A 20836-nucleotide genomic window follows, 5' to 3' on the forward strand; every position below is an offset into this window, starting at 1 on the left:
AACTAAATTTGTGATTGTTAACAGTGGTGCGGCTGGGTTTTTAAACCCTCCAGGACACGCAGAGCATAATTACAGTGTGCGAGAACTAAGCAGAAATAATAAAGAGATTTCTTCCGAATCCCTTAGCAGTGCGTTAATAAATGACTCTATACCAGAAGATATAAAGAATAGAGCTAAAATGCTGCTTGAAAGATTTCCGGGAGATTTCACAGAAGAGTGGGAACATTCAGTCTATAACTACTTTAGATGTGCTTATAGTCCAGATGGTGTAAACAGAAATGTGAATGATTGTTTTTTTCAAAAAGACGGAAACCCTGAACATCATTTAGGCTATCTGTTTATTAAGTCCTTTTATCCAGACTATGAACCCAATCTATATCTGATTGAATTTAATGGTGATAAAGGGAGCTGGAGCAAAAAGCAAGAAACTGAATGATTAAACCATAAAATAAAACAATACAGGAGTGGTAGCATATGAAAAGCGCAATCAAGTGGAAATGTCAATGTGGAGAGAATCATACAATTATAGAGACAACAGCTAATACCTATGCACTTAGCTCATTGACGTTGGTATGTGAAGTATGTAAAGAAATTCAGGTTAAGCGATTAAGTGACGGCATAGTGTCCGAACTGACAGAAGTAGAGACATTGCAATTACTGGCCCATAACTTTCCTTATCTTACTGACATTCAATTCAGAATGTCGTGCAAGAATTATCACAGATACATGTGCCTATATGATGGGTGGACGCATGATATCAAAGTTGACAGGCATTTAGGAGAAGATTTGACGTTAAGTGTGTACGAACGAATTCATGACAACGGCGATCCATTCGAATACCTGGAAGCACTAAACGAATCCGCATTTGTGAATGTAGAAATGCTGCACGAAGTCGCTTGCACGACTATAAACAGCCATTAGGTGCAAGGCGTTAGCAGGGTAAGAAATTGCCTTGCTAGGTTGGGTTCAGCTATAACAGCCCAAAGATTATATAGCAGAGGGATGATCAATTGTGCAGGACTTTTTTAACAGACCATGTGCAGGCCCAGGGCTGACCAGTTACCGTTGTAAGTCCATTTATGGTGGCTGGATCATGATAGGCGCAAAGAACCATGAACATGCTTTATTTGAAGCCAAGCGCAGCAGCGACAGCGCAAGCAGGGAAGATTTGCAGGTATGGAATGGTGCGGAGTATGTAGCAGTATACCTAGAGTTGCAGGCAAAGGCTTAACAGGTTGGTTCGACATACAATGCACCGTAACACCACCGCTTAGGGTGCATTAATGCTTTACCAACCTACAGAAAAGGAATGATAGCAAATGACAGACAAGAAAGTATTTAAGGTTATCAAAATCGAAATTACAGAAGAGAAATATTACAAGAGTCCTGGGAGCAATTATTTTAATATTCCTCTGAACTACACACTTGAAGATGGTAGAAAAATGATTCTGCCATGCAGCAATCAGCGGCTTAAGGATGCTAAGGAAACAGCGGCACGACTTGTGTCGGCTACTGGACATGTTGGGCGATACATTGAAGATATAGGCGGCGGTATGGTATCGCATATCTACAGACATTCAGAGTGGATAGAGTTCATGCGTGTGCAGGAAGTTTGCAAGTTGTTCCAGGTCAAATATGATCAAGCAGAATCAACGGTTACAGTGTTCGATGTAACAGGAACAGAGGTATTGACCATTGACAGCGACCTAGAAGGTGTACCGACATGGGTGCTTCAAGACCAGGGATATTTAAAAGAATTTATTTGGGACAGGCATAGAGCCACGATCATTAATAAGCAAGCAAAGGGGATTTAAAGGCTCATACACTGCATAACAGGATGTTGTTGACCTGTTATGCAGAAATGGCTCTTTAAGCCTAAATAAACAATGAATAGGGGTAATTAATATGAAAATAAAAAAAATCCTTATGGCTGCGACAATTACAGTAAGCTTGTTCTTAGCCAATAACAGCGTCAACGCCCAAGACCTTCAGAAAGTTACATTAAAGGTGCAGAAAATCACCTATAGCGATATTGGGAAATGTTACTATGTCTATACCGAAAAGGATCAAAACGGCGGGCGCTGGGTTATAGACGTTCAGCCTGCAAAGGGAGAAACTTTGAAGCAGCTAAGAAAGAAATACATTGGTCGGAAAATTACAATTACTTATGCAGGCGACGAACAGAGCGACGAAGAAGTCGAAATTGTGAATTCTGTAATTGAATAGTTGGTTTATCCTTCTGCCGTCTAACAGATCAGCGTTAGACGGCAGGCTTGATTCACCAACTAAAAAGAAAGGAAATGGTATAGGGTGGGAAATAGTTTCCCGTTTGAAATCACAAAAAATATTTACAGGCTTGCTAAAAGTTTTTTACGCCATGCTGCACAGTTCAGCCATGCACTTAACAATGATGCAGTAGAAAGGGCAGGTGATGCACGAAACCACATGAACCGCATTCAGGAAGAGATTGAGAACAGTGCAGTAGGCCGTTATCTTCACAGAGGGGAATGTGACTTGATCGTAGAGGAATACAAGAAGGCGCACCCTGAAGAATTTGAATATAACAGCCGTAAGACAAGCGAATTGCTTAATTGTCTGAGAGAGTTCGCCAGTATCGAACTTGATCAAAATCCTGTCATTGATCAGATTTGCGAAATGATGCTGGCACATGAATCAGGTGCAGAAATCAGTATCATTGACATTCGCAATGCGCTAAATAGAATTAAGGATAGCGACCTTTAGGGAAAGGGGTTGTAACAGTGCAGCAGCTAAGAGATAAGATTGATAACATTGCTTATAAACTAAGAAATGATGTTGAAAAAAATCTTGAAGACAAGCTTTATGATTCTGAGATGTATAATTTAGGAATGGGTTCCTTCATTGAAGAATCTATTACCGCTTACTTAGATAAGCTAATAACAGATGAAAAAGTTAGGGTGAAATTCGTTAAGGATGTAAGCAAAAAAGTGCTTGACCAACATAGGTTGGTTGAGCGGCAGAGAAAGATAGATAGAGCTATGAGTATGAAGCTCTGGAAGAAGACTAAGGGAAGGATTCCATGTATCAATGAGTGCGGACATTATAGGGAAATGAGTGCAAAGGAAATAGAGAACAGTACAGGCAAGTATATATGTGCTGAATGCTCACTAAAGCTTGAAGATGATACAAGCGCAATTATGAAACTATTTAGCAAAGATATCTATAAGGTATGTGGTATTGAGTAGGAATATCGGAATATTTAGCAACCAGGATAAAAGCGTTATAGGTGCTATATAGTATATTAAATTCTGGTAACATAAAATATGAGTTTCATTTAAGGGAAGGAGTAATAACATGGATAGGAGCGTTTGCTTGTTCTTTGGCTCTGGTAACAATGTAAAGCTACACTTTGACCAGATCGTAGAGAAGTATAGAGTTCGTGTGTGGAATGGGGATAAGGTGTTCTTGACCCAGGTTGAAGAAACAAAAACGGAATTCAAGGGATATGCCAACGGTGTCGGTGATACCGGAGAAATCCACGTTACAATCCAAAAAACTGATGTTGTGTCAATCAGTGAAGCAGGTACAGCTAAATGGATAGATGTAATAACGGAAGCCTGAATGACCATGACTATATAACAGTCAACTATGAACATTCTTCCAGCGGTCATAGTTTGCGGCTGCGTAGGGATGTATACTAACAAAAGGGGATGTTTTTTAATGAGTAAACCATCAAAAGTAGTGTTAGATTACCTAATGGAGAACGTTGACCTGACCAACTCTGAAACGTTGATTGACAGATTGCAGGAGATCAGCGAATTTTATGCGACAGTTCCAAGTGAAGTGATCGAAGCTAATAAAAAGCTTACAGCAGCAGAAAAGTGGGAGTTGATCAGGCACGTTGCAGCTAAGGGTAAGTCGAAAATGTGGATAGTAGAATAATATTGGTCTGCCATACTCTGCACTCTATCGTATAACAGCGATAGGGTGCAGGAATGGCAGACCAATAACTATTAAAGGATGATGAATATGAATATGGAAACACCGAAACAATCCGTTAAAATTGCCGACCTCATTAAGCTTGATACGACTATCGACCCAATCCAGGTAAACAATGAAGCCTGGAACGAAGTTGAGCAATGCAATTTCATACTTGATTTGTTAGATCAAAATGTCGATGGTGTTTTGCGTATAATCGTCACAGGTGGAACAATTGTTTTCGGTAGAGAAATTATTCACGCAATTCAGCGTTACGTGAAGGGTGAAATAGGATCGCATAACAGCAACCTTAAGCCTTTCGAAATGTTGAGCGAACAGGAACAAAGTGACTTTATGAAGATTGAAATGGATTTACATAGTGTGTCTTCAGAAACAGTAGCAGGGCTGTTTACGAAACTGAATCCTAAGAAAGTATAGATTTTAATCCCTGACTAGTAGCGAACTGCTCATTAGTTCGCTGCTAGAATTGGCTTTAAAATATACTAATATAAAGGATGATTGCAGATGATTTTTAAGACCAGCACGAAAATGCACTATCGGAGCGTTGCAGCCGAAATCATTAAAACTTGGAATGAGGTGTATGCTAAAAGACTTAATGCCCTCCTAGACAGTAACAGAATCATTTTTTTGCACTTCTTTGGGAATAACCTAAAGAACAGCGAAGCTTATAATTGGTTTGCCACAATGCCGAAAAATGATAATAGAAACTTATCGGCGTATAAGATTAACCTGGATATCCTAAAGGATCATTATTTAAAGGCAGTAGCATTCATTGAACAATACGATACAAACTCTATAACAGCACAAAATATAACGAACGGAGTTGTTCGGAGTTGGGAAGTGCTAAGGAAATCGCCTTCAAGAAGTTAATGAAAAAGATTGAAGAAATTGAAGGCTTGAAGGATGAAATGTTTGACCTAATCAGTCATAGACAAGCTGCTGAAGAGTTAAGTGTAAATGTATTAGTTGCCGTAAATGCAGAAATTGTTCGACTTGAGCGCCGAATAGCAAAAGAAAACGACAGATATCTCACTTTAATAGCAACCTATGATCAAACAATGGGTCGAAAGGATAGGTTAAACGATCTCTACGAGGGAAATGCCTATTTCCTGCACCCTGAAGACTTCAAAGATTCTTGAGGTTTTTCGAAGCGTAATATATAATATACTTAACAGTACGATTATGACATTTTGAATTTAACGCTTGAGCATGCACGAAGGAATTATTCCTTCGTGCATGTGATTGGCAGTTGAATTTAATTACAGAAAGGTTGATTGCAAATGGATGCAACACAGCAGGTAGAAATGCAATATGACGAAGAAAAGAGAGAATTCTATGTAGTGCCGGAAGAGAATATGCGGCTTTTACAGGCCAAAATCAATATTCTGAATAACAAGGCGGCAAAGCTGGGTTTTCCCGACATCGAATTGGAGATCGTAGGCGAATCAGAAAAGTCGGAAAGAGTTAAGGATAAGAGACAAGTTAACATTATCAAGTACAAGCATGTCAAAATCATCGGAGAAAGTCCTAAGCTTAACGGATTTCGCTTCATTGCTACCATTGATCACTTATCAGATGAAGGCAACGTAATCAGAGCAATTGAAAGTGGGATTGTGCCTGAACAATTTAGAACAGCAGCTCCTAACTGTGAACACTGTAATTCAAAGCGCATGAGAAATCACACATATCTAGTGCAGCATGAGGACGGAACGATTCACCAAATCGGAAAAAGCTGCCTTAAGGATTTTCTTGGTCATAAAAGTCCAGAGCAGTACGCACGTTATTTTGGCTATCTAATGGATGCAATGAGCATTGCTGAAGACTGTGAGCCAGTGGGCGCTTCTGGAGCAGGTAAGAGATACATGATAACAGAAGAGTTCTTAGAGACGGCAGCAGAGCTTGTACTGCGCCACGGATTTATGAGCAAACGAAAGTGTATCGAGTTGTACGAAAACACAGGGCGCACAGTGCAGGCGACTAGCGATAGAGCGCTTGACGCAATGCAGCCTGACAAGTATTCCGAAGCTAGGGGCAACTTGGTTGAAGAAGTGTCAGAGGAAGCGAAACAGCTTAAACAAGAAGCCTATAGCTGGCTTGAAGCTGTGACCAGTGACAACGAAGAATTGTCAGAATACATGCACAACCTGAAGACGATCTGCTCTGCTTATGCTGTTGACTACCGACACGCTGCGATAGCTGCAAGCCTGTTCGGGGCGCATTTCAATGCAACTAATGCAAGGCAGAAGAAAGAGCGACAAACTCAATTGCCGGAGAGCAATTACTACGGTATCATTGGTGAGAAAGCTGATATAACAGTAAGGTGCTTAAAGGTGATCCAGAGCGAAGGGGCCTTCGGCTACACCTACATACACCTTATGGTGGATGAATCAACAGGAAATCGTTTTGTGTGGAACTGCACAAATGGATCAAAAAGCCTGAGCGAAGACGTAAGTTATAATGTAAAAGGTTCAATTAAAGATCACAATGAATATAACGGTGTCAAGCAAACAGTGCTCACAAGATGCAAGGCCACAATAATAGAAGTGGAAGGTGAATAGTATGGAGTCAATGAAAGTCGCAAGAGAAAAATTGGCGCTCAAAATATTTAATAGCGGAAATATTTTAGGAGGATATAAAGAATCCAAGGCGAGTGAAATCGCCTTGAAGTGCATCGTGCTTCATGAAGATCCATTCAACAAGGCTGGGCTGGTAAGGGATAATGTTCTCAAGTTTGATGTTATGCAAGAAAGCAATGAAATCCTTGAAGCTACCATTGATTATGTAGAAGATATTATTGCACAAAGTCCAAAGCTAATCAGTTCAGTGAACTTGCCGATTGCATTCTATGTCGCTAAAATTTCGATCTTAGAAAAAGTTCCAAAGGAAATCTTTACAGAGAAAGTTGTAACATTTTTTGATAGAAAAAATGAACATTTGCGCTGGGAATATAAAATGTATAGCAATGCAGGAAGCGCAAAGTCAGTTAATGTTTTAAAGCGAATAGCTGTACTAGCCCAAGTTGTGGGGGTGAAGTTTGATATTTCTTCTGCCGACTCCATGAAACTAGGTTCGGCTAACTACAACAAAGCAACCAATGACGAGTTCTATCGTCTGCGGTCAAAGCTTGAAGAACATCTTTTCGCTCAAGAGTGGAATAAGGCGAAGGAAAGAATAGATGAAATTATTATGCTGGCTGAAAAAAAGAAATAGCGAAAGGAGTATTTAACAGATGCAGCTAGACAAGATCGACAAGATCATTATCCAGCGCAGCGAAGAGGTTAACTCTTTGCTGCGCTGGCGTGATCTTAATAGGGATTTAGTAAGAGAGTTTAAGCCTACCTTAAAGGAAGGGATAATTGAATTCCAACAGGTCCGTATTTACTTCAAACAAATGGATAAGATTATTGAATACAAAATTTGGTTTGGAGACACCAATGTAATGAGCTTCGTTGTCGATCTTGTAGAGGAAGGATATAGAGTCATTAAGATGGTGACAGAATTCCCGAAAGAGGAAACAGAGAGCCATAGAATGGACGCTGTAACAATCCATGCTTCATTAATGGCTTACATGGCCCATTACGAACGGCATGTAACAAAACGAACTGTACGAACATCTAAGACGAAAAAGGGAAAGGGTGGAAGCAAAAGTAAGTCCAAGATTGTTAAGATCGGCAGAGCGATATATGACGTGAAGGTTCCTACTGAAGTGAGAACTGAGAAAAGACCTTATACGCCTGCAACGGAACCGTTTGAAGTCAGAGGTCATGAAAGGGTGTATAAATCAGGGAAGAAAGTCTGGATTGAGTCGTACACCAAGGGTGATAAGACCAAAGAGAAGTCACCAAAGACATATAAACTTTAAGGGGGCGCAATAACAGTGGCAAAGCGGAAGAATCACCTTCTTTTTGTTAAAGAGAAAAAGGAAGGTGTAGATACACCTGTTCAATTAATCGGCTCATTCGGAAGAGAAATGAAAGCATGGGAAGTCGGGAGGAAGTGGCAAAAGTGGGGCTATAAGTGGACGATACGTTCGATGGAGCAGCATGAAGAATATGATCCCGGTATTATAACATCAAGATTCACCTGGATAGGTGAATAATAAGCCTTCAGCCGGACAGCAGCAGTATTCGAACCTTCATTAACCGCTATTGACATGCAATAATATATCGACTAAACTAAGATTATCAAGCGTAATATATAACAAATAAACTCAACCAGAGAACGAAAGGCTGATATATAATGTCAAACACTGCGGCGGCAGTAGAAGAGTTCAGATACACTGAAGAGGATTCGAAATTTTTACTTATGGCAGAAAAGTTTGAGCAAGCAATGAGGGATAAGCAGCAGCAACCTAAGCTGGATATTAATAAAATTGCTATGTCCACTCACGCTTACCAAAAGGCCGAAGAACGTTTTGGTTTGAAGGATAAGCACAAGGCCACGCAATACTTCAAACGTCTCTTAGAGAAGGCTATGTATATCTGTGAATCAGTGGACGAAACAGGCAGCAGAACGCATATCTACGGGGTTTATGCAGGAAATGGCTTTGCTGTTGGCATGCATATCAATTTGGAATATACTAAGATTGTCACTGTCATTAAGCATACTGTATCGAATTACCCTATGCCGGAAGGCATGCGTGATAAAGTTATGGGAATGTATAAGACTGAACTGCGCAAGCTTTGTAAAAAAGAAATGGCGCTACTAAATAAGATGGATTACATATCTGCTCAAGCCAACGCAGAAATCTATCCTCTGAAGTTCGAAGCAATGAAAACCAAGTCGGCTAAGAAGCTTGCTGCAATTGAGGATAGATTGAATGAAGTTGAAAGCTTTGTCGAAAGCAAGCGTGAAGAATTGGTGGAAATTCAAAACAAAATTCGGTACACTGCACGTTCACTGACTTGCCTGCTTTAGCATAATAGAAAATGAGGGAGGTATTTGCAGATGCATAAACAACGCTACATTCAAAAAAAGAAAGTCGCCAACACCGTTCGTGTTCGCATGATTAAATCGTTCAATGATTTTGTTGAAGGCAGGGAATATCATGTTGATTCACTCATGGCAGATTTTCTTGTGGTCGGAAATCGGCTGGCGGTGCAGGTTTAATGATCGAAGTCACACTGACAAAGGACTTCCAGGCAATCAATGTTAACGTAAATAGCATAATTGACATTGTACCATTAGAACAGACCCAGCGTATTCGTGGACAAGACTGGTGCGTGACACGTATTGATTTCAAAGATGTAGAGTCAATTTATGTCTTTGAATCACATCGGGAGATCAGAAATAAAATTGCATTGGCAGGTGGAAATGTTGTCCAATAGAAGCCAGAATGCATATGAATATTACTGTAATATGTGCATTTGTTTTGGAATTATTCCTTTATCTATAGATGGCTGGGAGTCTATGTGCAAAGGCGAAATTCCAGCAGAAGCTATATCAAATCAATGCGCTGCCGAAATGATGAATAAGCTCATTACGGAAATTTGAAGCGCATACTTCATTTAAAGGAGTGATTTTGTGAAGCGGTTGCAGGGGAAAGAGTATCATGAAATTAAAAAAACACTGATCCCCGTTGCTTATAGCATAACGAATGCAGGGAATATCTGTGTATACTATAAAGGAGGATTTAAGCATTATCTGAATGATGATGAAAAATCCTCCTTTCAATCTGAAGGACTATATAAGCGCTAGGACTAGCATGGCGTTGTACCGTTAGCGATCAAAAAAATGAATGATGATGCATAACGGAAAAGGAAGCTGCACGGAAGAAGCTCCAAACTCTTGTAGACACATATGAAAAATGTGCTAAAAGATATGTGCAGCAAGGCGATCTGGAAGGCGCTACGCTTGAACAGGCTAGAGCTGAGACGGTGAAAGCTTGTTTCTACAGTTTGTACAGCGAACGACTAGATTTGTCCGTCACTGAATAGCGTAAATGTAATTGTCAGTAGACGCAAACTGGACAGTAGGAGGGTAAGGGAATGAACTTCATTTTAGATTACGATAAATTGGTGCGGGCAGAGAAACGGAGAATTGAGTGGCATGACACAGTTGAAGTTACAGCAAAAAGAAGCCCACATAATAAAGCAAAAGGGACTGTTATCGCTGTAATTCCTGCATCAAATGGATTTCCAGTACTGTATGAAGTGCGTTTTCCTGATGGTGATACGGATACCTTCAATCGTAAGCAAATAGTTAAAGTTTAATACGCAGTGCGAGTGTTATTGTGTAATAAGAGGAGGTAACTATGAAAATCGAATTGAAGAATGCTCAAGATGGACATTTCGCAAGCATTAACTATTCAGAAATAGCTGCTATGTATCAATACAGCGTGTACAGTGGACGCAGGGGCTATATGGGGTTTCGTGCGGAGATTCCGACAAAGACGACTGATCGTGGATACACTAAGACGCTGAGGGGAGCAAAAGCTGCTGTATCGCAGAAGCTTGGATATAAGGCAGAATGGTCAAAAGTTTGAATTTTATCTGCCAGTACGAAAGCTGAACATCATCAAACAAGGAGCTGCGCCACTATGAGTGAAAAAGGTGGAAAAATACTCTATGATCTTTGGGGAAGGGTTGACCAAGCAGACTACGACATGATGATCAAGGAAGCATTTGCTTCGATTCCTACTCAATTACAAAAGAAGTTCATTGAAAGTATCCTGGATAGTGATAATTGGGACTTGAATGGTGAGCCTACCGAAGAGGAAAAGAAGCAATTTCGGAAGTACGTCTTGAAGTAAGATGCTTATAAAAAATGCTAAGAGGTGATATTAATTGACTCCTGAACAAATGAGACAATTGTTGAAAATGTCTAACAAAAAACCAGCTCCCCGTTCATGGTCTGACTTGGCTTCAAAATTTAATATTGTATCTGTTCAACTTGTTAACGATCAAAGAATAGCAAGAAGTTATGTTGATCATGGTGAAAATACAATATACGTAAATGAAAAATCAGAATTTTGGATGAATTACTCAAAACCAGAGTTTGGGAATGCCAAAACACCTGAAGAATCAATAGTATTGAAATTTTTGCATGAACTTGGTCATGTAGCATGTGGACACCACCTTTTGCCAAGCGCACAATTCGATTCTTCTGGGCAAACGATAGCAACACCTGCGGTTGAAAAGAAAGAAGCTGAAGCTTGGCAATTCGTGAGGGAGTTTCGATACATCCAAGCATTCACCTTCACTCAATTGTTGAAAGATTTCCAATCGCTATAATCTGGCATATCGAAACTGATCATCGTAACATAAAATCGCAGTTTCATCTAAAGGTGGTTAAGCGAAAAATGTACTTCATAAATAAGAAAGATGGCTCCATAGCCGAAATCATTGACGAATATGAGCAATGGGGAGAAGTCATGCTTCAAATTGGCAGGAGTGTCCAAAAAGTCGTCAAGCGCAGCGAATTGGAAAGCGAATGGGAGCAGAGAGAAGGGAATAGGCCATAATCTTTCGTGACTTGCAACCACTAATATAAAAGAAAGCTTTTAAGTAAGGTGGCGATATGAATGAGCGCACAAAACGATAAGGATATTCAATCTCTTTCCGAAGTAGTCAATGAAGTGGTTTCTCTGATAGATATTATGGATAGCGAACTAAGAGAAAAGATTGATAACTATGATGAAGGTGGAGTTATAGTAGAACAGTTCTCCAAAATCAGAGAGCTGTTGTTCTGGATGAACTTTTGCAAGTAAAGGATGGTGATCTAAATGAATGCAGCAACTAGAATTCTTCAAAATGAAGCAGCCGCACTGATCAAGTACATTGCTTCATGCGAACGTGACTATGAAGAAAATGGATACACAAAAAAAGTGCGTCCAACTCCTGAAGACCTTGAATACATCGAGCATCGTAAGCAAGATAACTTGCACCTTATGGCAAACGCTATGAACGATCTGAGAGACATTCAGGCAGCTATCAAGGCATTGTCGTCAGACTCTTCGGTGATAAAAGAGTATCCTGACTTCCTGGAATACAGGAGCGATAGAGAGGTTATGGAGAAGAGTGGTTTCGACTACTTTGTAATCTCAACCTGCAATTCAAGAGGTAATTATGTGGTCAGATATATGTAGTGCTAAAATCAAGACAGTAATTGGAAAGTGAAAGGTGTATACGCAATGGTAAGAATGTACATCATGGAATGTCAGAAGGATATGCAAGGCTTTGTTAAAGGCGTATACTATATAGCAAGGCACTCAAAGAGTGGACTGAAATTTATCAGAGACGATAAAGGTAAATGGATTCCGTTAGAAAGCCACAAATTGAGTGCTGCTGCTGATTACATGAGATATGCTTTTAATGAAGTACATACTTTCACCGTTGCTAACCATGAGGAAGCAATGGCTGTGAGCCTGTAGAAACGGCCTTGAACGCAAGTCGATAAAAGGCGTAGCTACAGTCTTTTTTACTCAAAAGTCGCTTGACAGTAGAAATAAGCGTGTGATAAAATGAATTTAGTTGATGAAGGTAATAAAAAACGTCGAATCTGTAAGGTAGTTCGTTGACCAGTGCTTAAGTGATATGGTAGAATTATCAGACATATTAACGACGACCGCAAAATAAATTGAAGTCAAAAACCACAGTAGGAAGAAGGAATTATTATGGCAACAAATAAACCAAAACCGCCAGCAGCACCGACCTCTAGCAAAAGCAAGGCTGAAGAAGCAAAAGCGGCAAAAGCAGCAGAAGATGCAAAGGCGGCAAAGGAATGGAAGGACAAGGCCGACAAAGAAGCGAACGCCAAGGCCGCTAAGGAAGCAGCGGACAAAAAAGCCAACGACAAGGCCGTAGAAGACGCTAAGAAGGCTGAAGATGCTAAGGCTGCTAAGGCTGCTAAAGATGCAGCTAAGGCCGTAGAAGACGCTAAGAAGGCCGTACAGCCAGTCGAAGATACCGCTAAGAAGGCTGAAGTGCCTAATGAGGTTGCTGCAACCATGGAAAAAGATGCGCCGGAAGGTCAGGAGGATGCTACTCCTGCTGGAGAAGAAAACGTACAGGAGAATGCAGCTCCACCAGCAGCTTCAGAAGAAGGACCAGGAGTTGCCCTCACAGCCACGCTTCCTACCGAAGAAGAAGAGGATGCGAGATACGTAGTCAAGGGTAAAATCAAGCGTTCTCGGGCCGATAGATCAATTTTTCAGCTTATAAAGGAACGGAGAAAGATCAGATTTGACCACGCAATTCAACGTAATAATGTTTGGTCTGACACGCAAAAGTCTTTGCTAGTCCATTCTATCCTAGATAACTATCCGATTCCTATTATTTATATGCATGATACGCACGATGATCTTTTGTGGATGATTGACGGAAAGCAACGTGTGAGTGGTGCTATTTTTGAATTCTATGATAATAAGCTTGCAATTGATAAAGGAACGCCGCCTGTATTGGTGGAAAACGAAGACGGAACGATTGAGTATGTTGAAATTGAAGGTAAATTTTTCAATCAATTACCTATTAACCTGCAACAAGATTTCCTTGGGTACGATATGGCTATTGTCGAAATTAAAAATATCACTCCAGATCAGGTCGAAGAATTATTCCTTCGCTTGAATGGTGGAACGCCACTAACAAAGATTGAGTTGACCAGAGCGAAAGCAGGCGAAAGAACTATGGCCTTTGTAGAAAAGGCGCACGATACAGTTCTTTTCGGAAAATACTCTGCAATAAGCGTAGGACAGCGTAATCGCTTTGTTGATCAGGAAATGATTCTTCAAACTTTGCTTATCATGATGGGACGTGAAACAGGGATTTCCACACCGGAAGTAGAAGAATTTGTAGTTGCACTTAAGGTGACTGGCATTCCAGAAGAAGTGGAAAAGAAATTCTTTGCCGTTTCTGAATACATGGGTCAAGCGTTCGCACAGTTCGATGATAAATTCAGAAATAAGTCACTGAAGAAGACTCATGTGCCTATGCTGTTCATGAGAGCGATTGAAGCATTAGAAACTGGCATTCCAGCAAAAGCCTTTGGGCTTTGGGCATACTCGTTCTTTATGACTAGATACAAGGGAAGTGAGTATTCATCGTATTGTTCTTCTGCTGTTGCCAGAAAGAATAAGAAGGATATGCGCCTTAAACTTCTGAAGGAAGAATATGACGCAAATATTCAGGATGCGATTAAAGTAGCGGAAAATACTCCTGATAAACATGAAGGCAAAGACTTGGTAATTAAAGACCCAGGTCAGTACGAATTTGATCAAGATGGAAATATTATTACTGGTGACGGTGAAATAGTCGGATAAGGTCGAAGAAGTGTGCATATATCCGTAGATGTATGCACACTTCATTACTCCTGAGTCTAATGACATGAGAAAAAAGGGGAATTTGCAGATGGCTAGAACAGGGAACATGAGAGAAAAGATTCGCAGTCTAATGATGAAATCGGCAGACGGTGGAGCAACAGAAGCAGAGCGGACAGAAGCGCTCCTACTGGCGCAGAAGATGATGCTACGGCATGGAGTATCGGAAGAAGAACTTAAAATGCTTGATGCTTCAGAAGATGCTCACAACTTCGTCAAAAAGAAGGAAGCTTATGAAAAACCTATAACCAATTATGGAAGGCTCAAATTTTACGAGCATAGGCTTGCCATGGTCATTGCTCCGAATTTCCGGTGTTATACATATCACCAGAAATGGAATGGCAAGAAACGCCTGATCTTTCTTGGGATAAAAGAAGATACCGAAATAGCTTGTGATGTATACGAATTCGCTTGTAAGGCTGTTGAATACCTGGGGGCGCAACATCTTGAGGAAAGAGATATTAAGGATAGATCGAAACGAATCAAAATCAAGAACGACTACACATTAGGTTTTATCAAGGGCTTGGATGATAAGTTTAAGGCACAGGTTACAGAAAATGAATTTCATCTAGTGCTTGTGAAGGATGCCTTGGTGGAACAAGTCTATGAAAAACTGGATTTGACGAAAGGTGGGAAGTTTAACATTGGCAGCATGAACGATCCAGTCGCTACGCTTGCTGGATATAGGGATGGAAAAAACTTGAACTACGATGCCAAACGAATCCAGTAGCCCTAAAGGAGCGAACACCATGAGTGAACATGAATGGGAAGAAGAAGACAAAAAGTACGTTATTGAAGAGGTAGATGCACGAAACAATATACTCTTTTCCAATATAGCTATGGGCGCTTATATCGTCCTTTTGATATTGATTTTGTTCCTTTTCACAAGCTAAATTCTATTGACAGTAGACTTTTCAAGTGATAGAATATTCATTAAGAACAAAATATAATGAATAAGGGTGATCAAATGAGTGGTGAAATGATTAAAGCTGTACTTAAAAGACCACAGCAAAAGGCAGAGTACATTGAATTCGAACACACGCTAGAAAATTTGCAAAAATACGTAGGCGGCTACATAGAAATTGTGCCTTCTTATCCGATGGAAGGCTACCTGTTTATCATTAATGAAGAAGGGAAGTTCGACGAGAACTGCCTTCCCAATATCAACTATGGTCGAAATGACTTTATCGCTGGGAACATCCTGGTTATGCTGGATGGCGGCAACTGTGAACTTGCAGGATTGCCGGAATTCGAAGCTAAAGCAGTCATGAAAGTACTGGACGGGGAAAGTAGAAACGAAAGCGGCAGAAGGATGTTATAACCTAAATAGGACAGGCTGAGGGGAACGGAAACGTTCCTCTTTCTAAAGGTTTCATTTTGCTTTATGATTAGGTAAATGGGATTCTTTAACAAGAGAAATGAGGGGATTGATTTGAATTTGAAGCCGATTAATACTCACGACTTAACTGCGAAATATGGAAAAGAGTTGTGGGATATCGTCACACTGCACATTGCTACGCAAGTCATAGTGATTGAAAGGAATGACGAACAGAAAGAATTGTCCCTGGGTGAAGTGGAAATTTTCTTGAAGCAAGATTATGATAAAAATCAATTTGCTTCCGAAATTTGTGATGTTATGAATGCGAATGAACCAGAGATTGGAATTAATCCATTTGGCCTTATAGGGGGGATTAACGAACTTCAAAATTATTTAGGTGATAATTGGGAAGAAGATTTGAGAGTCTTAAACTGTTCTTCTGATATTGCTAATTTATTTATTGAAGGCACAGAGATAACTATTCAGTATTTAAATGGAGAATGGAAGGTTGCGAATGAATAGGGAGCAGAGAAAAAGAATAATGAAGATGGCTACAGCTACAGCCGAAATGGGATGGCATGCCAATGTTGTTCCATCAAGTCAATATGACGGCATTCATGCAAACTATAATACAAATGGCGTAAAGGAAAGTTTTGGTCATCTGGATTTTCAAGTTATTCTTCCAATCGAACCAAAGCAAACTCATGCTGTAATTATTTCATTAATCGAAAGTATTAAACAGGGGAAAGTCTATGAAGAAGGAGTGTTGTATGACGGCATTATAGGCTTTCCTATGGGCTTCAAGAGATTTGTCGAGTGTGGCAGAGAGGTACTTCGCTTAATGATACCTGATCGCCTTGGGCGGCATCCTGATGATCCTGAGTGCGAAGAGTTTTTTAAGATTCAGATGAACGATTTTCCATTTGATGATTTTGCGAAGGAGAGATTGCATTGAAGGTTGAAGGAATTGTTCAGGTTGAAGTTACTGACAAAGAGCTTGGGAAGGCGTTGCTAGAAAAGGTTAAAGGTATGATTGGCGATATGGATTTGGATGAAATTAACGGGGAATTTTTAACCGATGAAATGGGGTTGACATACTATAAGAGTAAGTCGTTTAATGTTAGCAGAAACCCAATTGTAGCAAGTCTGATTGATAGTTCAAACTATCTAATATATGGGAGGGTTTTTAAAATCCCTTCCTTGCCGCCTAAAGGAAATGAGATAAAGACTCTTGAACAGTTGTATGGTAGAGCAATGCAGCTTGGCATAAATCGTTATTCGATGCCTGATTCTATGGACATTATGTGGGTTCGAATGGATCAGGACGATCAGGAGAATTTTCAATTCATGCTGGACAAGCTGTTGATCCCTGATGGCTCAATGCGTGTATATGGAATGAATCACTCTGCGGATGTGATTATGACTGATGGAACATATAAGATTGCTGTGACTAATGATCGAAGCAAAGAAGTCGAATGTGTGAGTATTGATCTTATTGACCTGGACGAAGTAAGAGACTTCCTATTGATCTATTTTAAAGGTATGGATGGCATCCATGATTATGGGAAGGTGACTTATGAGTAATGTAATACTGTTTGAAAAATTCAAGGAAGGAAGGTCTACGCTTGCTGAAATGTGCGAAGAGATCACCGAAGGGTTATTCCCTTTTGTGACCTTTAGAGTCTTCGTAGGCAGCTCTATGGCTTCGTGTGTAACTATCCCTTGGTGCAGGTTTAGACCTTATCAAAATGCCTTCTGGGAGGTTCGAAGCTGCGATTGTGGAGGGACGTATTGCGGACATCCCACTCAAACTCTTTATATGGAAAAATCTTCTACTAAAGAGTATGTGTTCAGCAAAGTTCAAGACGGAGTTTATTTCTTTGACATGAATGTTAAAGGATGAGCAGTGAGTTGCGCATTTGCCCGTGCAGGATGCATTTATTGTGTCGTAAATTGTCGAAACTTCGCTGAACGGTTAAAGGAATTCCTGCACGATTAAATTCTTAGCAGATTTCTGAGCTGTTTTGGAGCTAGTTTGGAGATGTTTTTGGAGCGGTTTTCAGAAGAGTGCTATTGCAGAAATGATATGAGCGTAAAATATACAACGCAAAAGGAAGTGAACGAATCATGTCGTCAGAACTTGTCGAAGGCTTCAAAGTAATGTTTAAAATGAGTGAAAAATTCGAAGTAACCTTGTACATGACGAAAGAATACTATGAACAATGGAAATACAGTAGAGATTCTTCGATCAGAAACGTGCAAATGGAGAGGGTAATGCTAAATGAAAAGATGTATCTTAGTTGAATTTTGGCAACTCTGAACAAAAACTGAACAAATGACTCTGTATACGTGACAAATAAAATGAATGTTGCTATTATAGTAGTCGATCACCGTTTGACTACTATTTTTTTCGGTTAATATATTGAGTAGGGGATTATTATATTTTACACCTCAGAAATCATCTGCGATTTTAGTGAATGGCATCATCAAATTTCCTAAAAACCCTTTTTTTTATGCCGAAAATGAATTTTTTCACTGGCATTTGTTTCGAATGGACTAAGCACGAATAAGATTAGTTTGATAAAAATGAAGGAAAGTGAGATAGAGTTGTCGAAACTATCAAGAGGATTTTCATTTTGAATCGGAAGGCCAGCATGTTTTTGATTGCCTGAAAGCATAGCTTAGAAAGTCCTAAAACCCAAAGAAAATGCAGATAAAATCGTTAGAATCTTATTGACTATATGCAACGAATCTTATTGACTATATGATAAGTGTAAGATATAATAAATACATATTCTAACATGCGAAAGCGACCTCTTTATGTTTATTCCAAAATTTGGTTTTAGAGAATCGGAAATGTATCAATTCAGATCAGTCGGGCAATACATGTAATATGAATTATGAAGGGGATGTTGAAAACTAATGGATGCGAAGCTTGGATTCGCTGAAAAGGTTAAAGATTACATCAATGAGAATAAACATAACAGGAATTTTTTGGAAGAACTGAAATCGTATCTTTTAAAGCATGGAATTTCAAAAGGTGAAACTCAAAAAATTATAATGGGCCTTTTAAAGATCGAAGAATTGGACAAAAGAGTTTTTATTCTACTATCTCTTGCAATAAACAACTACTTGCAAAACAGTGATGATTTAGCTTGGCGGTTTAACTCTTTAAGCCCTTATGAGATTTTCGAGAAAGAAGAAATTGATTCAGCATTGCGTTTCAACAATCTAGAAGACATACATACCGAAAATTCTAACTTGCCTATAATAATTAAGAAGGCTAGAAAAAGTGGTATTGATAGCTTTGTGGCAAACATCCCCATTAGTCAAGTGGTTCAACTTTACAACTCAAATATCCTAGAATATAATTATAAAATTAATAAACAATACAAATTCATAAAGAATATTGAAGGGAATTTTGTGAAGACCATTGATATAAATCTTCGGGAAGTAAGGAAAATCGCAGAAGGAATTTTAAACAATGAATTAAAAATTAGCAAGGTTGTTTTAAATGTTTTGAAAGGCAGTAATGAGTTTGGAAAAGAAATAGAATACGACTCCAAGAATCATGCACTTCGCATATACAACTCCAAAATAGATATCATAAATGGACTCCACGAAATAAACGCACTAGCTTATGTAATGGAAGAATATCCTGACAATAAGTTTAAAGTTGAAGTTGAAATCAAAAACTATACTATGGAAGATATTATAAACTACTTCAACCAAATTAAAATTAGAGGGAGTGTAAACTAAAAGATGATGGTAAAAAATAAACCTTCACAAAAACGAGAGTATAACTTGTTTAACAAGAGCATCAAAGAAGAGTTCTTGATGGGTTACAGCTCCGATACGAGAAAGACATATATAAGAATTCTTGATCACACTTATGAAGCTGAAGTAGCTAAAAATAGGGATTTGTATGATTTCACTAAATTAGAAATTGAAGACGTTTTGTTTAGCTTAAACCCTTTGACTAGATCATCATCACAGTCCAATGGACGAATCATTAGCGCCTACATAAATTGGACTATTGAAAAAAAATACAGAAAAAACCCAATAAACCCATTAAAAACAGTAGATAATTCATGGTTCGATAAATTTGTAGACAAAACTAAGAAGTTATATTTTAGTTATAGTGAGTTACGAAACTTAGAAAACTTTTGCGAAAATGCGCAAGATGCGGTAATACTTAGCCTGCTGTTTGATGGTGTTAGCGGTAAGGAGTGCTATGAACTTCGAAGTATTCTCAAGAATTCTTGGAACGCAGTTTCAAAAACATTGGAAGTAACAGACCTTAATGGTTCACAGAGAACTGTCAAATTATCAGATAATTCTATTAAGTTATTGGAAGAAGCATCTGAAGAAACCACATATATAAAAAAGAATGGGTATATGGTTGATGTTACAAATGGAGAAAAATCCAATCTTCTTGACACTCCTTATGTATTAAGAAGTTCGCAGACCAAAGATGATAAGGATGATAATGAAGTCCATCTTTCAGTTATATATAGAAGATTGACAAATTTGAGCAGTACATTAGGCGCTCCATACTTGACCACAAAAAACATTCTTAGATCAGGCGTGATATATTGGGGGTATTTATTGCTGGAGAAAAAAAGAAAAGATCATGGAAGTGATGCGACACTAGAAAAGGCAGAATTCGATATCTTAGCTAAGAAGTTTAACATAAAGAATCCTTATTCAATTAAAGAGTATTGCAATGAGGAAATAATCAACGAACTATACGGCAAGTAATCATATGGACGCATTAAAAGTGTTTTAGCGATTCCCTTCAGGGCGCAGATGCTTTTAATGCGTCCATATGTTAAATTGGTAGTAAGAGGGGATGGCATCATGAGTAGGAAAGTTGAGAATAAACAAGAAGCTTATATTAAGCTTGATGTTGTTGAGAAGCACTTGAATCAGAAAAACTGGAAGATTAATGATTTACATGACGAACTTCAGCAACGATATCAAATCGACATTGGTTATAAACAATTCGCAAAACTAATGAAAAATTCCACGAACTGGAGATTGACGTATGCATTTGTTCTCTGCGATCTATTTAATCTGAGAATAGACGAACTCTTCCAACTTGAAGAGAAAAAGTGCTAATGATTTTTTAATATCATTATAGCCATTGGTATTTTTTGTATTTATCAAGCGTGAGAAAAAAAGAATTCACCCTGATTGACAAGCTATAATATGGAAAGTATAATAAG

Annotated in this window: 35 protein-coding genes; all 35 read left to right on the forward strand. The window is 39.0% G+C overall.

Going from position 1 to position 20836, the window contains the following annotated elements; all coding sequences use genetic code 11:
• Nucleotides 1-436 (forward strand): hypothetical protein (locus tag MKY96_RS32435; RefSeq protein ID WP_340946838.1); only part of this gene is annotated, 436 nt, incomplete at its 5' end.
• A 38-nt stretch (nt 437-474) separates the two neighbouring features.
• The gene (locus tag MKY96_RS32440) at nt 475-921 is read left to right on the forward strand and encodes a hypothetical protein (protein WP_340946839.1); all 447 of its coding nucleotides are present in this window, start codon (nt 475-477) and stop codon (nt 919-921) included.
• Nucleotides 922-1093: 172 nt separating this feature from the next.
• Nucleotides 1094-1231, forward strand: coding sequence for a hypothetical protein (locus MKY96_RS32445; RefSeq protein ID WP_340946840.1), 138 nt, complete (start codon nt 1094-1096; stop codon nt 1229-1231).
• Between the two features lie 88 nt (nt 1232-1319).
• The gene (locus MKY96_RS32450) at nt 1320-1814 is read left to right on the forward strand and encodes a hypothetical protein (RefSeq protein WP_340946841.1); all 495 of its coding nucleotides are present in this window, start codon (nt 1320-1322) and stop codon (nt 1812-1814) included.
• A 91-nt stretch (nt 1815-1905) separates the two neighbouring features.
• Complete coding sequence (locus tag MKY96_RS32455) at nt 1906-2226, forward strand: hypothetical protein (RefSeq protein WP_340946842.1); 321 nt, start codon at nt 1906-1908, stop codon at nt 2224-2226.
• A gap of 84 nt (nt 2227-2310) precedes the next feature.
• Complete coding sequence (locus MKY96_RS32460; protein ID WP_340946843.1) at nt 2311-2742, forward strand: hypothetical protein; 432 nt, start codon at nt 2311-2313, stop codon at nt 2740-2742.
• 17 nt (nt 2743-2759) lie between these two features.
• On the forward strand, nt 2760-3224 hold the full coding sequence (locus MKY96_RS32465; RefSeq protein WP_340946845.1) for a hypothetical protein: 465 nt from the start codon (nt 2760-2762) through the stop codon (nt 3222-3224).
• A gap of 109 nt (nt 3225-3333) precedes the next feature.
• Complete coding sequence (locus MKY96_RS32470) at nt 3334-3600, forward strand: hypothetical protein (RefSeq protein WP_340946846.1); 267 nt, start codon at nt 3334-3336, stop codon at nt 3598-3600.
• 99 nt (nt 3601-3699) lie between these two features.
• The gene (locus MKY96_RS32475; protein ID WP_340946847.1) at nt 3700-3921 is read left to right on the forward strand and encodes a hypothetical protein; all 222 of its coding nucleotides are present in this window, start codon (nt 3700-3702) and stop codon (nt 3919-3921) included.
• A gap of 78 nt (nt 3922-3999) precedes the next feature.
• The gene (locus MKY96_RS32480) at nt 4000-4395 is read left to right on the forward strand and encodes a hypothetical protein (protein WP_340946848.1); all 396 of its coding nucleotides are present in this window, start codon (nt 4000-4002) and stop codon (nt 4393-4395) included.
• A 416-nt stretch (nt 4396-4811) separates the two neighbouring features.
• Nucleotides 4812-5117, forward strand: coding sequence for a hypothetical protein (locus MKY96_RS32485; protein WP_340946849.1), 306 nt, complete (start codon nt 4812-4814; stop codon nt 5115-5117).
• Nucleotides 5118-5258: 141 nt separating this feature from the next.
• Complete coding sequence (locus MKY96_RS32490; RefSeq protein ID WP_340946850.1) at nt 5259-6536, forward strand: hypothetical protein; 1278 nt, start codon at nt 5259-5261, stop codon at nt 6534-6536.
• 1 nt (nt 6537) lies between these two features.
• On the forward strand, nt 6538-7188 hold the full coding sequence (locus MKY96_RS32495; RefSeq protein ID WP_340946852.1) for a hypothetical protein: 651 nt from the start codon (nt 6538-6540) through the stop codon (nt 7186-7188).
• Nucleotides 7189-7207: 19 nt separating this feature from the next.
• Nucleotides 7208-7840: a hypothetical protein gene (locus MKY96_RS32500; RefSeq protein ID WP_340946853.1), complete on the forward strand. Its 633-nt coding sequence runs from the start codon at nt 7208-7210 to the stop codon at nt 7838-7840.
• Between the two features lie 15 nt (nt 7841-7855).
• Nucleotides 7856-8077: a hypothetical protein gene (locus MKY96_RS32505; protein ID WP_340946855.1), complete on the forward strand. Its 222-nt coding sequence runs from the start codon at nt 7856-7858 to the stop codon at nt 8075-8077.
• A 140-nt stretch (nt 8078-8217) separates the two neighbouring features.
• Entirely contained in the window at nt 8218-8895 is a 678-nt protein-coding gene (locus tag MKY96_RS32510) for a hypothetical protein (RefSeq protein ID WP_340946857.1), read from the forward strand.
• Nucleotides 8896-8925: 30 nt separating this feature from the next.
• A complete protein-coding gene (locus MKY96_RS32515; RefSeq protein WP_340946859.1) occupies nt 8926-9087 on the forward strand; it encodes a hypothetical protein in 162 nt (53 codons plus the stop codon).
• Nucleotides 9088-9965: 878 nt separating this feature from the next.
• Nucleotides 9966-10190 carry a hypothetical protein gene (locus MKY96_RS32520; RefSeq protein WP_340946861.1) on the forward strand — a complete coding sequence of 75 codons (225 nt, stop codon included), beginning with the start codon at nt 9966-9968 and terminating at the stop codon, nt 10188-10190.
• A gap of 41 nt (nt 10191-10231) precedes the next feature.
• Nucleotides 10232-10462, forward strand: coding sequence for a hypothetical protein (locus tag MKY96_RS32525; protein ID WP_340946863.1), 231 nt, complete (start codon nt 10232-10234; stop codon nt 10460-10462).
• 54 nt (nt 10463-10516) lie between these two features.
• On the forward strand, nt 10517-10729 hold the full coding sequence (locus MKY96_RS32530; protein ID WP_340946864.1) for a hypothetical protein: 213 nt from the start codon (nt 10517-10519) through the stop codon (nt 10727-10729).
• A gap of 34 nt (nt 10730-10763) precedes the next feature.
• Nucleotides 10764-11210 (forward strand): hypothetical protein, encoded by a 447-nt coding sequence (locus MKY96_RS32535; RefSeq protein WP_340946865.1) that lies wholly within the window; start codon nt 10764-10766, stop codon nt 11208-11210.
• Nucleotides 11211-11500: 290 nt separating this feature from the next.
• Nucleotides 11501-11686 (forward strand): hypothetical protein, encoded by a 186-nt coding sequence (locus tag MKY96_RS32540; RefSeq protein WP_340946866.1) that lies wholly within the window; start codon nt 11501-11503, stop codon nt 11684-11686.
• Between the two features lie 15 nt (nt 11687-11701).
• Nucleotides 11702-12064: a hypothetical protein gene (locus tag MKY96_RS32545; RefSeq protein WP_340946868.1), complete on the forward strand. Its 363-nt coding sequence runs from the start codon at nt 11702-11704 to the stop codon at nt 12062-12064.
• A 63-nt stretch (nt 12065-12127) separates the two neighbouring features.
• The gene (locus MKY96_RS32550) at nt 12128-12349 is read left to right on the forward strand and encodes a hypothetical protein (protein ID WP_340946872.1); all 222 of its coding nucleotides are present in this window, start codon (nt 12128-12130) and stop codon (nt 12347-12349) included.
• Nucleotides 12350-12592: 243 nt separating this feature from the next.
• A complete protein-coding gene (locus MKY96_RS32555) occupies nt 12593-14233 on the forward strand; it encodes a GmrSD restriction endonuclease domain-containing protein (RefSeq protein WP_340946874.1) in 1641 nt (546 codons plus the stop codon).
• Between the two features lie 106 nt (nt 14234-14339).
• Complete coding sequence (locus MKY96_RS32560; RefSeq protein WP_340946877.1) at nt 14340-15020, forward strand: DUF2786 domain-containing protein; 681 nt, start codon at nt 14340-14342, stop codon at nt 15018-15020.
• 19 nt (nt 15021-15039) lie between these two features.
• Nucleotides 15040-15183: a hypothetical protein gene (locus tag MKY96_RS32565; RefSeq protein ID WP_340946880.1), complete on the forward strand. Its 144-nt coding sequence runs from the start codon at nt 15040-15042 to the stop codon at nt 15181-15183.
• A 74-nt stretch (nt 15184-15257) separates the two neighbouring features.
• Nucleotides 15258-15611 carry a DUF3846 domain-containing protein gene (locus tag MKY96_RS32570; RefSeq protein ID WP_340946881.1) on the forward strand — a complete coding sequence of 118 codons (354 nt, stop codon included), beginning with the start codon at nt 15258-15260 and terminating at the stop codon, nt 15609-15611.
• A gap of 117 nt (nt 15612-15728) precedes the next feature.
• Nucleotides 15729-16130 carry a hypothetical protein gene (locus tag MKY96_RS32575; RefSeq protein WP_340946882.1) on the forward strand — a complete coding sequence of 134 codons (402 nt, stop codon included), beginning with the start codon at nt 15729-15731 and terminating at the stop codon, nt 16128-16130.
• Nucleotides 16131-16155: 25 nt separating this feature from the next.
• A complete protein-coding gene (locus MKY96_RS32580) occupies nt 16156-16563 on the forward strand; it encodes a DUF4262 domain-containing protein (protein WP_340946883.1) in 408 nt (135 codons plus the stop codon).
• Nucleotides 16560-17192 carry a hypothetical protein gene (locus MKY96_RS32585; RefSeq protein ID WP_340946885.1) on the forward strand — a complete coding sequence of 211 codons (633 nt, stop codon included), beginning with the start codon at nt 16560-16562 and terminating at the stop codon, nt 17190-17192. Before MKY96_RS32580 ends, MKY96_RS32585 begins: the two co-directional genes overlap by 4 nt.
• On the forward strand, nt 17185-17511 hold the full coding sequence (locus MKY96_RS32590; protein WP_340946886.1) for a hypothetical protein: 327 nt from the start codon (nt 17185-17187) through the stop codon (nt 17509-17511). Before MKY96_RS32585 ends, MKY96_RS32590 begins: the two co-directional genes overlap by 8 nt.
• Nucleotides 17512-18530: 1019 nt before the next feature.
• Nucleotides 18531-19367: a hypothetical protein gene (locus MKY96_RS32595; protein WP_340946888.1), complete on the forward strand. Its 837-nt coding sequence runs from the start codon at nt 18531-18533 to the stop codon at nt 19365-19367.
• Nucleotides 19368-19370: 3 nt separating this feature from the next.
• Nucleotides 19371-20369 (forward strand): phage lytic cycle repressor MrpR family protein, encoded by a 999-nt coding sequence (locus MKY96_RS32600; RefSeq protein ID WP_340946889.1) that lies wholly within the window; start codon nt 19371-19373, stop codon nt 20367-20369.
• A 99-nt stretch (nt 20370-20468) separates the two neighbouring features.
• Nucleotides 20469-20729 carry a helix-turn-helix domain-containing protein gene (locus MKY96_RS32605; RefSeq protein WP_340946891.1) on the forward strand — a complete coding sequence of 87 codons (261 nt, stop codon included), beginning with the start codon at nt 20469-20471 and terminating at the stop codon, nt 20727-20729.
• Nucleotides 20730-20836 lie beyond the last annotated feature (107 nt).

The sequence above is a fragment of the Paenibacillus sp. FSL R7-0302 genome (assembly GCF_038006885.1).
GTDB lineage: Bacteria > Bacillota > Bacilli > Paenibacillales > Paenibacillaceae > Paenibacillus_AQ.

Coding starts and splice junctions, on each gene's coding strand:
- MKY96_RS32440 (WP_340946839.1), top strand. CDS start 475: ATGAAAAGCGCAATCAAGTGGAAATGTCAATGTGGAGAGAATCATACA.
- MKY96_RS32445 (WP_340946840.1), top strand. CDS start 1,094: ATGATAGGCGCAAAGAACCATGAACATGCTTTATTTGAAGCCAAGCGC.
- MKY96_RS32450 (WP_340946841.1), top strand. CDS start 1,320: ATGACAGACAAGAAAGTATTTAAGGTTATCAAAATCGAAATTACAGAA.
- MKY96_RS32455 (WP_340946842.1), top strand. CDS start 1,906: ATGAAAATAAAAAAAATCCTTATGGCTGCGACAATTACAGTAAGCTTG.
- MKY96_RS32470 (WP_340946846.1), top strand. CDS start 3,334: ATGGATAGGAGCGTTTGCTTGTTCTTTGGCTCTGGTAACAATGTAAAG.
- MKY96_RS32475 (WP_340946847.1), top strand. CDS start 3,700: ATGAGTAAACCATCAAAAGTAGTGTTAGATTACCTAATGGAGAACGTT.
- MKY96_RS32480 (WP_340946848.1), top strand. CDS start 4,000: ATGATGAATATGAATATGGAAACACCGAAACAATCCGTTAAAATTGCC.
- MKY96_RS32490 (WP_340946850.1), top strand. CDS start 5,259: ATGGATGCAACACAGCAGGTAGAAATGCAATATGACGAAGAAAAGAGA.
- MKY96_RS32495 (WP_340946852.1), top strand. CDS start 6,538: ATGGAGTCAATGAAAGTCGCAAGAGAAAAATTGGCGCTCAAAATATTT.
- MKY96_RS32500 (WP_340946853.1), top strand. CDS start 7,208: ATGCAGCTAGACAAGATCGACAAGATCATTATCCAGCGCAGCGAAGAG.
- MKY96_RS32510 (WP_340946857.1), top strand. CDS start 8,218: ATGTCAAACACTGCGGCGGCAGTAGAAGAGTTCAGATACACTGAAGAG.
- MKY96_RS32515 (WP_340946859.1), top strand. CDS start 8,926: ATGCATAAACAACGCTACATTCAAAAAAAGAAAGTCGCCAACACCGTT.
- MKY96_RS32520 (WP_340946861.1), top strand. CDS start 9,966: ATGAACTTCATTTTAGATTACGATAAATTGGTGCGGGCAGAGAAACGG.
- MKY96_RS32525 (WP_340946863.1), top strand. CDS start 10,232: ATGAAAATCGAATTGAAGAATGCTCAAGATGGACATTTCGCAAGCATT.
- MKY96_RS32530 (WP_340946864.1), top strand. CDS start 10,517: ATGAGTGAAAAAGGTGGAAAAATACTCTATGATCTTTGGGGAAGGGTT.
- MKY96_RS32540 (WP_340946866.1), top strand. CDS start 11,501: ATGAGCGCACAAAACGATAAGGATATTCAATCTCTTTCCGAAGTAGTC.
- MKY96_RS32545 (WP_340946868.1), top strand. CDS start 11,702: ATGAATGCAGCAACTAGAATTCTTCAAAATGAAGCAGCCGCACTGATC.
- MKY96_RS32550 (WP_340946872.1), top strand. CDS start 12,128: ATGGAATGTCAGAAGGATATGCAAGGCTTTGTTAAAGGCGTATACTAT.
- MKY96_RS32555 (WP_340946874.1), top strand. CDS start 12,593: ATGGCAACAAATAAACCAAAACCGCCAGCAGCACCGACCTCTAGCAAA.
- MKY96_RS32560 (WP_340946877.1), top strand. CDS start 14,340: ATGAGAGAAAAGATTCGCAGTCTAATGATGAAATCGGCAGACGGTGGA.
- MKY96_RS32565 (WP_340946880.1), top strand. CDS start 15,040: ATGAGTGAACATGAATGGGAAGAAGAAGACAAAAAGTACGTTATTGAA.
- MKY96_RS32570 (WP_340946881.1), top strand. CDS start 15,258: ATGAGTGGTGAAATGATTAAAGCTGTACTTAAAAGACCACAGCAAAAG.
- MKY96_RS32580 (WP_340946883.1), top strand. CDS start 16,156: ATGGCTACAGCTACAGCCGAAATGGGATGGCATGCCAATGTTGTTCCA.
- MKY96_RS32590 (WP_340946886.1), top strand. CDS start 17,185: ATGAGTAATGTAATACTGTTTGAAAAATTCAAGGAAGGAAGGTCTACG.
- MKY96_RS32595 (WP_340946888.1), top strand. CDS start 18,531: ATGGATGCGAAGCTTGGATTCGCTGAAAAGGTTAAAGATTACATCAAT.
- MKY96_RS32600 (WP_340946889.1), top strand. CDS start 19,371: ATGATGGTAAAAAATAAACCTTCACAAAAACGAGAGTATAACTTGTTT.
- MKY96_RS32605 (WP_340946891.1), top strand. CDS start 20,469: ATGAGTAGGAAAGTTGAGAATAAACAAGAAGCTTATATTAAGCTTGAT.